The organism is Psychrobacter sp. Rd 27.2, assembly GCF_001921755.1.
Classification (GTDB): Bacteria; Pseudomonadota; Gammaproteobacteria; order Pseudomonadales; family Moraxellaceae; genus Psychrobacter; species Psychrobacter celer.
On record NZ_MRYB01000006.1, the window covers coordinates 37722 to 52375 of the forward strand.

Here is a 14654-nt window from a genome sequence, read left to right on the forward strand (position 1 = left end):
GCGTGTCTTTATCCCAAAACTGCGTTAAACATGAAACAAACGACAGTCAAGCAGGCTATCTGGCATAGATGGATGACCTCAACGTATTAACCAGATTTTTATATACGGGTTTCTACAAACTCACCTCGATGCTTGCTATCTAACTGCTTACAAAACCGGCGCTGTACGGTACTACCCTGTAGCAGCTCAATGCATAAAGGCTCGGGCGACGCGGTCTCTAGCAAGCTGCCTGACTTGTTACTAGGTTTTTTTTGATAAGCACGTAACTGATAAGTCCCTGCCTGAGTAAAATCATGAATCATGGCAAAACGCTCAACATAGCCCACGTTGTTTTCTGGATAGAAGTTGACGTGAATTTCGCGCTTGGCTGGCATGACTCTGGCATAGTAATTGGTCAATCCTGGCATTGCAGAGGCGGATAGCGGCACTATCTTGATCGACTTTTTATTGACAAGCGGCGTCATCCCTGCACTGGCTGAGGCTTTTTTTACGCCCTCTGCAAGCGTCGTCACCATGGCTGGATTTACCGGCTCGTGACTGTCAGGAGCGATGACGAGTGTTTTGTCTATCTGCACGATTTCGCAGTGATAGGTTCCAACACACGCGATACTTACCTCGCCTGCGACTGGCTGAATATGGCCTACCCATACTTTGGCATTTTCGGCTTCATCGATTTTTTGATAACCGGTTAATAGCTGGCAGCCTGACATTAAAAAACTGGCAGCAATCACTGTACTGGTCCACAAAGCATAACGTGTTTTATTCATAATGGCGGCTACTGTTTATAATAAGGAAGATAAAAACAACACAACGACCCCCTTATTTTAGCCAGTTCACCGCCATAACTCAACGCTGCATTACTATTGTTCAGCACGTTGCCCACCGCGGTTAAGAGGCACTTTGTTTATGCTTGTACGTCATTAAACACCCAAGGTGTTTTTTGCTTCATCTTGTCCTCATACGCTTTGATGGCGTCGCCTTGCTGCAAAGTCAGTCCGATGTCATCAAGACCATTTAACAAGCAATGCTTACGAAACTCATCGACCTCAAAAGCGTACTCTTCACCGCTTGGAGTGATGACCATTTGACGCTCAAGATCGGCGGTGAGCTCATAGCCTTCATTGGCCATGGTCGCTTTCATCAATTCATCGACAATCTCTTCGTCTAAGACGATGGGCAACATACCGTTTTTAAAACAGTTATTATAAAAAATGTCGGCAAAGCTTGGCGCAATAATCGTACGAAAGCCATATTCTGACAGTGCCCAAGGCGCATGCTCACGGCTTGAGCCACAGCCAAAGTTTCTGCGTGCCAGCAAAATGGTAGCACCTTGATAGCGGGGCTGATTTAAGACAAAATCAGGGTTGATCGGGCGTTTACTATTATCTTGCCCCGGAAACCCTTCGTCCAAATAACGCCAGTCGTCAAATAGATTGACGCCAAAACCGGTGCGCTTAATAGATTTTAAAAACTGCTTGGCGATAATCTGGTCGGTATCGACGTTTGCGCGATCAAGTGGGCAAACGATACCCGTTTGGGTGTTATAAGCTTGCATAGTTTTTCCTATCAATTCAATGAGGGAGTTATGGATGAACGGTCTTAAAACGTACGCACATCGACAAAGTGACCCGCCAATGCTGCTGCTGCTGCCATCGCGGGGCTGACCAAATGCGTACGACCACCATTGCCTTGACGGCCTTCAAAGTTACGGTTAGAGGTTGAGGCACAATGCTCTTCAGGCTCTAGCTTATCGGCATTCATCGCAAGGCACATCGAACAGCCAGGCTCACGCCACTCAAAACCCGCCTCCGTAAAGACGGTATCCAAGCCTTCTGACTCTGCCTGTTGCTTGACCTGCCCTGAGCCCGCCACCACGATCGCTTCCTTGATATTGTCAGCGACTTTGCGGCCTTTGATGACCGCAGCAGCATCACGCAAGTCTTCGATACGCGAGTTGGTGCATGAGCCAATAAAAATACGATCAAGCTGGATATCAGTAATCTTTTGCCCTGCACTTAGGCCCATATAGGTGTATGCGCGTAGCCAGCCTTCTTGTTGCGCCTCATCGATAGCTTCGTCAGGTGTCGGAACAGACTGAGTGACATCGACGACCATTTCAGGTGACGTGCCCCAAGACACCTGCGGCGCAATCTCACTACCATCAATCTCAATTACGCTATCAAATACGGCATCATCATCTGAGTATAACGTACGCCAATAAGCTTCGGCTTGCTCCCACTGCTCCTCGGTCGGCGCATAAGGACGACCTTTGACATAGTCAATCGTTGTATCATCGACCGCCACCATACCAACGCGTGCGCCCGCCTCAATCGCCATATTACAGACGGTCATGCGCCCCTCCATGCTCATGTCTTCGAACACTTGCCCTGCAAATTCAATAGCGTATCCTGTGCCGCCTGCCGTACCGATTTTGGCAATAATCGCTAGCACCACATCTTTTGGCGTCACGCCAGCGCCAAGCGTACCATTGACTCGGATTTGCATATTTTTTGATTTCTTTTGAATCAAACACTGAGTGGCTAAGACATGCTCAACCTCAGAGGTACCGATGCCATGCGCTAAACAACCTAGCGCGCCATGAGTGGCGGTATGTGAATCACCGCAGACCACTGTCATACCGGGCAGCACCAAGCCCTGCTCAGGACCGACCACGTGCAAAATACCTTGACGCGCATCATTGATGGTAAACTCAGCAATATCGAACTTGCTACAGTTTTCATCCAACGTCAGTACCTGCAGGCGCGATACTTTGTCTTTGATACCCGACACGCCCTCTAAGCGCTCTTTGGTCACTGTTGGGACGTTATGATCTGGGCTTGCGATATTCGCAGACAGACGCCACGGTGTGCGATTGGCCAGCTCTAAGCCTTCAAAAGCTTGCGGACTTGTCACTTCGTGCAGCAAATGGCGATCGATATAAATCAGGCTCGAGCCATCATCACGCTTGGTGACTTCGTGAGCGTTCCAAAGTTTGTCATATAACGTTTGACCGGCCATATTGCTATCCTTTATTGATTGCTAATTGCTAATTGCTAATTGCTCAGTTTTTCACTGACTTACTATTTTAACTGACTTACTATTTTACCTGCTTGCTATCGGTAAGCAAAAATGAGGTCTAGTCTAGGTAGTATGTTGGTATGTCTTATCTCTACGCCAACGCTTTGTCAGGTCGGCATACTTATCTAGTATTTATTGCTAAAAACTGCGCTTAAAACAAGCGTTATACGAAAAAACACCGCCGTTTATGCAATAAATATGTGACAATACGTCTCGATGTCTTGTGATTATAGCAGGCTAATCCTATAATAATAATTGATGATTTTTACATAGACACAAACTTTTATTTCTAATACATTGTGATTGGGTCAGCCAACTTTTATTTATAGCTTACAAAGTAGCTAAGGACATCCGTTTGAACACCACAAATTTGACGACATTCGTTACCGTTATGCACACTGGCAGCATCTCAGGCGCAGCCGAAAAGCTGTTTATCACTCAGCCTGCAGTCAGTAAACGTATCAAAAATTTGGAAGATGAGTTTAACATCACTTTGTTCGATACTGTCGGACGCGGTATTGTACCCACGCAAGCGGCGACCGAAATGCTGCCACATGCCAAACGCTGGCTTGAAGATTATGAAAACTTCAAGATAAACCTGCAGCACTCCCAGCATATTGTATCAGGTAAGCTGATCATCGGTACCAGCCATCATATTGGCCTACACCATTTAGCGCCTGTCCTCAAACACTTTATCCAAGCGTATCCTGCCGTCCAGCTAGAAGTGCATTTTGTCGATTCAGAGGCGGCACACAAAGCAGTATTAGATGGTGACTTGTCACTGGCGTTTGTCACTTTGCCACCTGTCTACGACAAGCGGCTGACCTACCATACGCTTTGGTCTGACCCTTTATACTTTATGACAGGCACTTTGTCACCATTGGCGACCAAATCCAATGTGACGCTCGAGCAGTTGGCTCGCTATCCTGCGATTTTACCATCGGCCAATACCTTTACCAGTCAGATTACGCTGGCTGAGTTTGCCAAGCATAACCTCAAGCCTTATGCGACCATGAGCACCAACCCATTAGAGTCTATTCGTATGCTGGTCTCTGTCGGTCTTGGCTGGTCGGTACTGCCGCAGACCATGATCAGTCAAGACTTAGAGCGTATCGATATGGCGGACAATATCGAGTTACAGCGTTATCTGGGCGTGGTCATCAATCCAAAGCTGACTCAATCTAGCAGTGTGACGGCGCTATTGGATCTACTATCTCCTATCGATTAATAAAGTGACTCATACTATATAGCATCAGTCAAGGCGCATAATTCTTGTGCCTTACCATTAGCAAGCACGCCATTCGCATTTGTAGTAGTCATACGTTATAATACGCTTGACGTTGTTTTTATAACAAAAATTTACCATATAAACACTGATAGTCATATATTGAACACTTCGAGTAATATATGATAGGTGTCAGTAGGTTTAATGGTTTTAAATGATTGGTTATATTGGCGACCAATATAGTTATATAACTATAGGTATATAACTGGCAAATGCGATAAAGCGAAGCATCGACTTTTTGATTTGCTCCTTGTTGAATGACAATCTTTATTGACTACGCCATGTGCTATTTATGAGCGGATGATTTGGTCGATAATCGCAGTGTCATGATCTATATACCTTCGCCCTAGAGCAACGCCAATCATATAAAACTAACAGCAGATATTGAATCAAAGCCATTATGTCCTACTTAATGGCTTTTTTTGTCTTTAGATATTGTTTTGGACAACGTCTTGTAATACTTACTCTTTATAGTTAAAAATAATTACCGCCAACGCAGTTGGTTAAGGACAATTTATATGAACGGAGTTTCTAGTGGCGTGCTGATATCGCTCGGCGCCTATTTTTTAGTGATGATTGGGATTGGCATTTATGCTTACTTTAAGCAGGCCAATGACACAGAAGGCTATATGCTCGGTGGCCGTAATCTCAGCCCAGCAGTAACGGCACTCTCAGCGGGTGCCTCAGATATGTCAGGCTGGCTATTGCTTGGATTACCAGGCGCTATGTATGCCGATGGCGTGGTCAGTGCTTGGATTGCCATCGGTCTGACATTGGGTGCTTTTTTAAACTATATCATCGTGGCACCTCGCCTTCGTGTGTATACCGAAGTAGCTGACAACGCTATTACCCTACCCGATTACTTCGCCAACCGCTTTGAAGACAAGTCACACATGCTACGTGTCATCTCAGCCGTTGTCATCATTCTATTCTTTACCGTCTATACCGCTGCAAGTCTTGTGGGGGGTGGTAAACTTTTCGAAAGCTCATTAAACCTATCTTATAGCACAGGCTTATGGGTCACCGCTGGTGTGGTCGTCATTTATACCTTGTTTGGTGGTTTCCTTGCCGTGTCGATGACGGACTTTGTACAGGGTGTCATCATGCTGTTTGCCATGGTGATCGTCCCTATCGTTGCCTTGACAGATCTGGGCGGCGTATCAGCCACGACTGATGCCATCAGAACCATCGATCCTAGTATGCTCGATATCACAAGCGGCATGACAGCACTTGGTATCATCTCGCTACTCGCTTGGGGATTAGGCTATTTTGGTCAACCGCATATCATCGTGCGCTTTATGGCGATTCGCTCAGTGCGAGATGTTCCAACAGCGCGTAACATCGGTATGAGCTGGATGATTATCAGCCTGATCGGTGCTTGTGTGACGGGTATCGCCGGTCGCGCTTACGTACAAAAAACCGCGATGACTCTAGATGATCCTGAGACCATCTTTTTGGTATTCACGCAGTTTTTATTCCATCCATTGGTTTCAGGCTTCTTGTTAGCGGCCATCTTGGCAGCGATCATGAGTACCATCTCATCTCAGCTATTGGTGGTATCAAGCTCATTGACGAAAGATGTGTATAAGCTGTTTTTTGATAAAGAAGCACCAGAGGCGCGCCAAGTACTGGTCGGCCGTATTTCTGTGATTGTCGTTGCTGTCATCGCTATCTTATTAGCGTCGAACCCAGACAGCTCAGTACTGAACCTCGTTTCTAACGCTTGGGCAGGATTTGGCGCGGCATTTGGCCCACTCGTTATCTTTAGTCTGACATGGCGCGGCATGAACCGTAACGGCGCTGTCGCCGGTATGGTCGTCGGTGCCTTGACAGTCATCCTATGGGTCTATGGTCCATTTGAGATGAATGGCGTACCACTAAATAGTTGGTTATACGCCATCGTTCCAGGCTTTATTTTAAGTACCATTGCTATCTTTGCAGTGAGTATCATGACTGGCGGTCCAAGACCTTCGGTATCTGCCAAATATAAAGAGATGGAGCTGAATTTAAACAAATAAGTTCATAAACTATCGAACACTAAAAAACCCTCGCTATCCGAGATAGCGAGGGTTTTATTTGGCTAATACAAAACTGGTAAGATACTTAGAAAGTCTTGGTTAATAATACCGTCGCTGATTTTTCATCACGATCATCATAATAACCAAAGTTACTAGAGGTCGTTTCATAGTCAAACACCAGTCTTGGAGTCAGACCAAGCACTGTGATATCGCGCTTCCAGACTTGTAGACCTAGTGAGGTGGTTTTATCCTCGCGTTTTGTACCCGGCTTACCGCCCACTGCATTATAGTAGCCCAACCATGCACCACTACCAGCTGGATAGGCATCTGCAGGATCTTCGTACTCTTTGATACCATAGCCTGCTGTCGCAAGGGTAGATATACCGTGCTTCCATTCACGCCCCCAACCGACATTGACAGAATTGCGATCGTAGCTGATGATGCTTGATTTGGGGACATCGTTTTGATAATTACCCAATCCACCATAGAAGTACTCTTTGGCATCTTTGATATAAAATGCGTTTAGGCCAAGGAACTGACCATCGGTTTCTCGGTTTTTATTGTCGTCATCCTCAAACGTTTCATTGGACAAAATACCGGTGGCCGTCAATTTCAACTTTGGTTTTACCCAGCGTGAGCCGCTGACCGTGACCCCTTTACGTAGGCTATAATCTTCTTCATCGTAATACCGCTTGGTCACAAACGGTGTGAGTGAGACATCATTTTTGGCATCATCATAACCAATACCAGCAGAAGCGGTCAGCAGATAATCGTTATAATCCGTTTCATCCCAGTAGCCTTTTAGTGAAGCATTTCCGCCTACGGTTGCATAAAAATTCTCAGGTAAATTAAAGCGCTTATTGGCACTGCCAGACACCTGAATACCGTTGGCCGTTTTTTGTTCGATTGAACGCCCCAGACTAGATTGAATAGACTTAGACGGCGCGTCATTGATATTGCTATCTCTGACATAGCTGGCTGAGACGTTAAACTGCCATTTTTCTGAACTATTTATTTGAGCCAACGAGTTTTGAACTCTCGCCATCACAGGCGCTGGTAAATCAACCGACTGTAGCTTTAAAAACTGCTCTTTTGCGGCGGCATACTGCTTATCTGCTTGCATGGCAAGCGCCATATTTAGGCGTACAGGGTGAAAATCTGGATCTGCTGCGAGCATCTCACGGTAAATGGCGATGGCTTGCTTGTTTTTGGCTTCACTGCGATATATTAAGGCGTCAGCGAATTTGATGAGCATGGGATCATTGGTTTTAAGTGCTTTATAATGCGGCAATACTTCTTTTACCGTGACCATATCTTGCGCGGCTAACGCATCATTTAAAAACTTACTAAACGCCGCTGGGTTGGCTTTTAACGCCGCCAAATTGTATGTCGTGGCAGCAGCAAGTTGCTGACGACTTTTGATGGCACGCTGCGCCTCTGTATCAGAAACCGCGGTAGATGGCGCTGTGGGATCTGATACTGCTGTTTGATTTTCACGTTTGAGCAGCTCAGTTGCCTGATCAAGCTCCGGCCCTATGTCTGGTGGCGTATCTTCTGCCATGACGGGTACAGAATAAGCCATCATTAGTGAAACACAGAGCGTAAGAGGTTTGAGCATATATTGATTATTCATGGGTATCCTTACCTAAGTATGATCATTAATCTTCCAAACTTAATCATCCTAAGGGATTTTAAACGTTTAAGCGAGAAAAAAAGCGTCCTAAGACGCTTTTTCGTTTGGGTTGTACAGTCATATTCCTTTATTGCTTTTCGGCGCCAAAGGTTCCTTGAAAGGTCGTGCCTGTTCCTGGTGTGGTACCTGTTCCTGCTACATTACCAGGTTGAGCTTCTTGATAAATGCCTCCTAGGAACTTTGCACCATCACCATAAAAACCACCTGATGTCGCAATATTGTCCTTACTACCAGCGAAAGTATTTCCGGTAATATTAGCACTGATGCCAATGTTTTTATTAATACCAGCAAATGTCAGCTCACCTGTCATAGAATCATTGACGAAATCTACATTAAATGTCGATGTGCCATTGACCACTGGGTCTTTGATAGCGCCTGAGCCTAAATGTAGATTGTCCATATAGGTGGCCACGCCAGCATATTGAACATTACCATCAGTTGGCATATTCTCAGTTGCTTGGCCCATAACGTAAACATTGGTATAGCGTGATTTCACCCCACTACCGATACCACTTTCTTTAACAAGATCGCCGTAGACATGGCCTATCTGCATCTGTGTGTCAAAGTTTCTATACACAGAGTCGTAATTATATTTTAAATCAATGTCACCAATGACAGACCCGACATTTTTGAAGGTAACAGAATTCTTGTCCTTAGACTTCATAAAACCGCTATCAGCGTCAAAGGCGACATCATTATTTCTAACCGTTGTAATCATAGCAGGTTGCTTGAATTTGTTAGGTTTAACAATATCAAGACGGGCTGCAAACTTATCATAGCTTGGCAGATTATCTACAGCACTATCTTCAACTATGTTCGGTGTCGTCTCTTCACCTTCACCCGTTGTAGTGGTAAAGGTTTGATTATCTGTCACAAACTGACGATAACCAATCGCATCATCGGTGCCTAAGCCTGATACGCTACTAATGGTATTGCTCATCACACCTGTTATGGCTTTAGGTTCTGGTACTGGCTCTGCGCTTGGGTCCACCTTAGTAGCGCCATACGTTCCCTTTCCGCCAGAGACTTGATAGACACCGCCTAAAAGCTTGGCATCTTCTCCAAAGAAGCCGCCTTTTGTATCAACGCCGTTCCAGTTACCTGCAAAGGTGTTACCAGTGATTTCAGCTTTAATCTTCTTCTGACTAACGCTAGAGCCATCAAAGGATAACGTCCCATCGACTTGGCTATCAACAAAATCAACTTTGAATTCTGAAGTACCAATGATTGGATCTTTTCCAATGATCTCACTTTTACTATTGCCGATATAGCTGGCTACACCGTTATAGTCAACTTTACCATCATTAATGCCGTTATCGATATTGTACTGTGATAGCTCTTTCATATACTGCATATCGTCGATATTTGTACTATTACCCTGTACATATACGTTCGATAACTTAGATAGTCGGATTACATTGGCTAGGCCTTTAAGGTCTCCATATACATGACCAATCTGCATCTGCTCATCAAAGTTCTTATAAGTTGACGTATAATTTAATTTATTATTAAATATACCGCCAATCTGCTTAAGTTCGCTCTTTTTGAAACTACCTTCATAATCTTCGTCAGATGCGTTTCTCAATTCTACATTTATAGAGTTTTTAAAGTCTCCTGAACCTGTCTCATTCAAAAGCGCAGTGTACGTATCATAGCTAGCAGAAGTATTTGCACTTATACCACTATTATCATGATCTGCAATACTGTTTTGGAAACCAGTTATTGTTACATTGACGGGAGCCTTTGGATTAGTAGGCGCTGGTGGTAGCTGCTGCGCGGCTTCAAGAGCATCTTCTGCTGCTTTTGCTCTAGCCTCAGCCTCTAATCTTGCCGTTTCAGCCGCATCAGCTCGTGTTTGGGCATCCGCCGCTTGTGCTTTTGCATCAGCTGCTTGCTGATTGGCTTCTGCTACTTTCTGTGCGGCCTCTGCTTTGGCATCACCGATGGCAGCTTGAGCTGCAGCTTCAGCTTGGATCACAGCCTCTTCTGCTGCTGCTTGAGCATTCTCAGCGGCTAGTCTTGCGGCTTCTGCTGTCGCTGCGGCTTCTAGAGCAGCGGCTTCGGCCGCTTCTGCTGCGGCCGCGCGCTCTAGGGCAGCAGCAAGCAGGTCTTCACCATTACCGGCGTTTGCTAAGTTTTCTTCTGCTTTTGCTAGGGCTTCTTGTGCTTTGATGGCGTCTGCTTGCGCTTTTTCTGCTGCAGCTTTGGCAGCAGCAGCTTGTGCTTGAACGCCTGCGATGGCTGCATTGGCTGCATCCGCATCTGCTTGTGCTTTCACAGCTGCTTGTTCAGCAGAAGTTTGCTTGTCACTCTTGGCTCCGTAAGTACCTTGAGCACCATTGCCTTGGTAAACACCGCCTAGATACTGAGCGTCACCACCGAAGAATCCACCTTCAGTGAGATAACCGCCGTTAGCATCTGCACTGCCTGAGAATTGGTTACCATTGATATCAGCCGTTAGACCAATCTTACCGGCGTTAGCAAAGCTAAGATCACCTTTCACGTTTTTAGCAACAAAGTCAGCGGTAAAGACTGAGATGCCAAATTGAATGTTTTTGTCTAAACCAGTCTCGCGATAAGTGGCATCTCCTGTATAACCAACTTTACCTTCAGTTGGCATGTTAGCAGTTTGGGTTGCATTACCAACGACAGCCACACCATTGACAGGTAATAGGCCAGCAGCGGCACCGTCAATATGAGCCACTCTTAAGTCATCACTAAAGTCTTTGTATGTTGAGGTGTAGACAAGGTCCTGTTCACCCAGTGAAGCAGTAACCACTTTGGTGGTATTTTCAAATGAGTTGAACCCACTAGATCCTGCTACTGCTGTATCATTGTCACCACTGACTTGAAGCGCTACAGGATCAGAGACTAATCCTCTAGAGGCGATATCTGCCCGTGCTTGTACTTGCGTCTCATCCGTAATGCCAAAGTCACGAGTCGTGGTTGTCAACATACCTTGATTTAGTCCAGTGGCATCGATACTGATATGCTGCACACCGGATTTAGCAGTTTCAGGTGCGTTTTTGATTTGAGAAGCAGCTAAGGCGTCGGCTGCTGCTTGAGTGGCTTGCTGAGCGGCTGCGATTTGCGCTTCTGCTGCGGCAGTCGCTGCGGCTTGTGCCTGCTGAGCGGCGGCCGCTTTCGCATTTGCTGCATCAAGTGCCGCTTGGCGGCGATCTACTTCTGCTTGTAGGGCTTCGGTATTGCCGCCACCTGAAGCTAGAGCATCCGCTAGTGCTTGTTCTACTTCAGCCAGTTTTTGTTGTGCAGTTACCAGCTCACTCTTGGCTTGATCCGCTTCCGCTTGAGCTGTTTCAGCCTTTTGTTTCTCAGCTTGCGCTAATGCTTGTGCTGCACTTGCTTGTTGGTTGGCTTGATCGGCTTTGGCGTTAGCAGCAGCAATCGCTGTTTCCGCTTGTTCTTTGGCGGTGATAGCTTCAGCTTTGGCTTTAGCTTCGGCGGCTTCTGCTGCATCAGCTCGTGTTTGGGCATCCGCCGCTTGTGCTTTTGCATCAGCTGCTTGCTGATTGGCTTCTGCTACTTTCTGATTAGCCTCTGCTTTGGCATCACCAATGGCTTTGTCGGCTGCTTGTTGTGCTTTAATGGCCGCATCTTCTGCTGCAGCTTGTGCTTTAATGGCCGCATCTTTAGCAGCTGTCGCTTTGGTTGCCGCATCTAATGCTGCAGCTTCGGCCGCTTCTGCTGCGGCCGCGCGCTCTAGGGCAGCAGCAAGCAGGTCTTCACCATTACCGGTGTTTGCTAAGTTTTCTTCTGCTTTTGCTAGGGCTTCTTGCGCTTTGATGGCGTCAGCTCGTGCTTTTTCGGCAGCAGCTTGGGCAGCGTCGGCTTGGGCTTGAACACCTGCAATGGCTGCATTGGCTGCATCCGCATCTGTTTGTGCTTTTATCGCTGCTTGTTCGGCAGCAGTTTGCAGGTCACTCTTGGCACCATAGGTACCTTGAGCGCCATTGCCTTCATAAACACCGCCTAGATACTGAGCATCTCCACCAAAGAATCCACCTTCAGTATTGTAACCAGCATTGTCAGCCGCCGTACCTGAGAATTGGTTGCCGTTGATATCAGCAGTAAGACCAATTTTACCAGCATTATCAAAGGTAAGGTCGCCTTTCACATTTTTGGCAACAAAGTCAGCGGTAAAAACTGATTTACCAAATTCGATATCATTATCTATGCCAAGCTGACGATAAGTAGCATCCCCTGTATAACCAACTTTACCTTCGGTTGGCATGTTTGCTTCTTGCGTGGCATTACCAATTACGGCTACACCATTGACTGGAAGTTCTACACCACTAAAGACCGCTTTGCCATCAATGTGACCGATGCGCATGTCATCGCCAAAATCTTTGTATGTTGAGGTGTACGTTAGAGGCAATGTCTGGCCCAAGGCTGGAACAGAAACTTCTGCACTGTCAGCATGACTCATAAAGCCATTCGCAAGCGCTGTGTCAGCATTACCTGATGTTGTGACGCCAACTTTACCTAATAGTCCATCACCTTTGCCTGGTTCTGATTCTGAAGCGATGTCTGCGCGGGCTACGATACTATTATCCGTTGCTTCAAAGTCACGGGTAGTAGTGTTATAAACTTTACTTAGTGGAGTTACATTGATATTCAATGACTGAACGCCAGACTTAGCGACTTCAGGTGCGTTCTTAATCTGCGAGGCTGCTAAGGCGTCGGCTGCTGCTTGCGCGGCTTGCTGAGCGGCTGCAATTTGCGCTTCTGCTGCGGCAAGAGCATCCGCTTGAGCTTGCTGGGTGGCGATCACTTCGGCATTGGCTGCATCAAGGGCGGCCTGGCGACGATCTACTTCTGCTTGTAGGGCTTCAGGATTACCTCCACTTGCCAACGCTTCTGCTAGGTCTTTCTCAGCTTTAGCCAGGGCTGCTTCGGCAGTTTCTAAGTCCGCTTTAGCTTTTTCGGCTAACTGTTTAGAATCTGCTGCTTCTTTGTTTGCTTTTACTGCTTCATCCTTAGCCTTTAATGCCTCTGCTTTTGCTTCTTCAGCTTGCTTTATCGCCTGTTCCTTTCGCAAAGCCTCTAAGTCTGCTCTATCAGCCTCTGATTTAGCAATCGCCTCCGCTTCTTCTACACGTTTTTGGGCATCAGCGGCGTCTTTGACTGCTTTATCAGCACGTGCCTGAGCGTCTGCGGCTGCTTTTTTTGCAGCAGTAATTTCTTTTTCTGACGCACTTTTGACTGCTTCGAGTTTGGCTGCGGCTTCTTTAGCTGCTGCGGCTGCTGCATCAGCTGCCGCTTTCGCTGCTGCTTTTGCCGCTACAATTGCTTGTGCTTCTGCAGTTTTAAGCGCTTCTTTTGCCGCTGTCGCTTCTTTTTCAGCGACAGCAACTTGGCTGGCTGTTGCTTCTTTTAGAGCTGCAATCTTTTTATCTGCCTCAGCTTTTGCAGCTGCAACGGCTTTTATGGCGGCGGCGGCCTTTTCTTCTGCTGTTTTAACTTTGTCCTGAGCTTTCTTAGTCTCAGCTTCGGCTGTTTTCTTTTCTGCCTCAGCGGCTTCTTTGGCAGCCGTTTCTGATGCCAACAAATCTTGTAGCTCTTTAGCTTTGGCTTCTGCCGTATTTGCACGGGCCTCAGCAGCTTTTGCGTTAGCTTCAGCAACTTTCACTTTAGCTACGGCTTCTTTAGCTGCCGCCTCTTTAGCAGCTTTTATCTTACCTTCGGCCTCTTGTGCCGCCGCTTCAATTTTTGCTACCGCCTCTACCCTAGCGGCCTCTGCTGCGGCTTTCGCTTCTGCTGCCTCTGATCTTGCTGCATCAATCGCTTTTTGTGACGCTTCTGCCGCCTTTTGTGACTCGACACCAAATTTCATCTCAGCAGCTTTAAGTGCGTCTTCTGCAGCCTTCGTTTTGGCCTTTGCCTGTTTTAAGGCAGCTTCTGCTGCTTTTGTTTTGGCTTCTGCTGCTTTGATCGCAGCCTCTGCTTGCGCATTACTGCCAGTATCAACGCCGCTACCCTCAGTTTCTGATCCTCCTGCAGTTCCACTGTCATCTTTAGGTATTGTAGGGGATGGCTTGGGCGTGGTGCTGTCTCCACCATCACTAGCGCATGATGCTAGGATTACAGTAGTTAAAATAACGACGCTAGCTTTCAGCGGCGTTTTTAGTTTTTTTGCTGTCGCTACAGCAGATATTGAATGACGGTTAAGTGACATTCGTCTTCCTCCATGAAGAATTGATAACAGTCCATTATTTATCCATACTAGGCACAACAAATATCTAGTGCCACGCATAGATAAACAAATCACTTATAAAAAGTCAATAAATATATCTACAATTATGAATAATGTAACCTTTGGTTACCAATTAATTTCATATTTCTTTTAAACGATATGTTTTGAATCAGTTTTTATTTAAAGTTGATAAAATACTCATTCCTGGCAGACCCAATGATAGTAATTTAAATATTACATATTCATATCACTCTTCATTTATTAGTTACGATATTTATAAAAATATATTAACCAAAAGTATAGCAAAATCAATACTTTAGGATAAATAACGAAACCTTGTTATATTAGCCATAAATATATTATATA

General features: G+C 46.0%; 7 protein-coding genes. 2 read left to right on the forward strand and 5 right to left on the reverse strand.

Going from position 1 to position 14654, the window contains the following annotated elements:
* Nucleotides 1–98: 98 nt before the first annotated feature.
* From BTV99_RS06705 to leuC, 3 genes are all read right to left on the reverse strand, one after another.
* Nucleotides 99–767 (reverse strand): hypothetical protein, encoded by a 669-nt coding sequence (locus tag BTV99_RS06705; RefSeq protein ID WP_075101603.1) that lies wholly within the window; start codon nucleotides 765–767, stop codon nucleotides 99–101.
* A 137-nt stretch (nucleotides 768–904) separates the two neighbouring features.
* Nucleotides 905–1555 (reverse strand): 3-isopropylmalate dehydratase small subunit, encoded by a 651-nt coding sequence (gene leuD / locus BTV99_RS06710; RefSeq protein WP_075101604.1) that lies wholly within the window; start codon nucleotides 1553–1555, stop codon nucleotides 905–907.
* A gap of 44 nt (nucleotides 1556–1599) precedes the next feature.
* Nucleotides 1600–3018 carry a 3-isopropylmalate dehydratase large subunit gene (gene leuC, locus BTV99_RS06715; protein ID WP_075101605.1) on the reverse strand — a complete coding sequence of 473 codons (1419 nt, stop codon included), beginning with the start codon at nucleotides 3016–3018 and terminating at the stop codon, nucleotides 1600–1602.
* A gap of 415 nt (nucleotides 3019–3433) precedes the next feature.
* On the opposite strand from leuC, the gene BTV99_RS06720 reads away from it, so the two are divergent.
* Both BTV99_RS06720 and putP read left to right on the forward strand, forming a co-directional pair.
* On the forward strand, nucleotides 3434–4306 hold the full coding sequence (locus tag BTV99_RS06720) for a LysR family transcriptional regulator (protein ID WP_075101606.1): 873 nt from the start codon (nucleotides 3434–3436) through the stop codon (nucleotides 4304–4306).
* 575 nt (nucleotides 4307–4881) lie between these two features.
* On the forward strand, nucleotides 4882–6381 hold the full coding sequence (gene putP, locus BTV99_RS06725; RefSeq protein ID WP_075101607.1) for a sodium/proline symporter PutP: 1500 nt from the start codon (nucleotides 4882–4884) through the stop codon (nucleotides 6379–6381).
* An 85-nt stretch (nucleotides 6382–6466) separates the two neighbouring features.
* Here putP and BTV99_RS06730 read toward each other — a convergent pair whose 3' ends face one another.
* Together BTV99_RS06730 and BTV99_RS06735 are read right to left on the reverse strand one after the other, a co-directional pair.
* The gene (locus tag BTV99_RS06730; RefSeq protein WP_075101608.1) at nucleotides 6467–8014 is read right to left on the reverse strand and encodes a porin family protein; all 1548 of its coding nucleotides are present in this window, start codon (nucleotides 8012–8014) and stop codon (nucleotides 6467–6469) included.
* Nucleotides 8015–8141: 127 nt separating this feature from the next.
* The gene (locus BTV99_RS06735) at nucleotides 8142–14270 is read right to left on the reverse strand and encodes a transferrin-binding protein-like solute binding protein (RefSeq protein WP_075101609.1); all 6129 of its coding nucleotides are present in this window, start codon (nucleotides 14268–14270) and stop codon (nucleotides 8142–8144) included.
* Nucleotides 14271–14654: the final 384 nt, after the last annotated feature.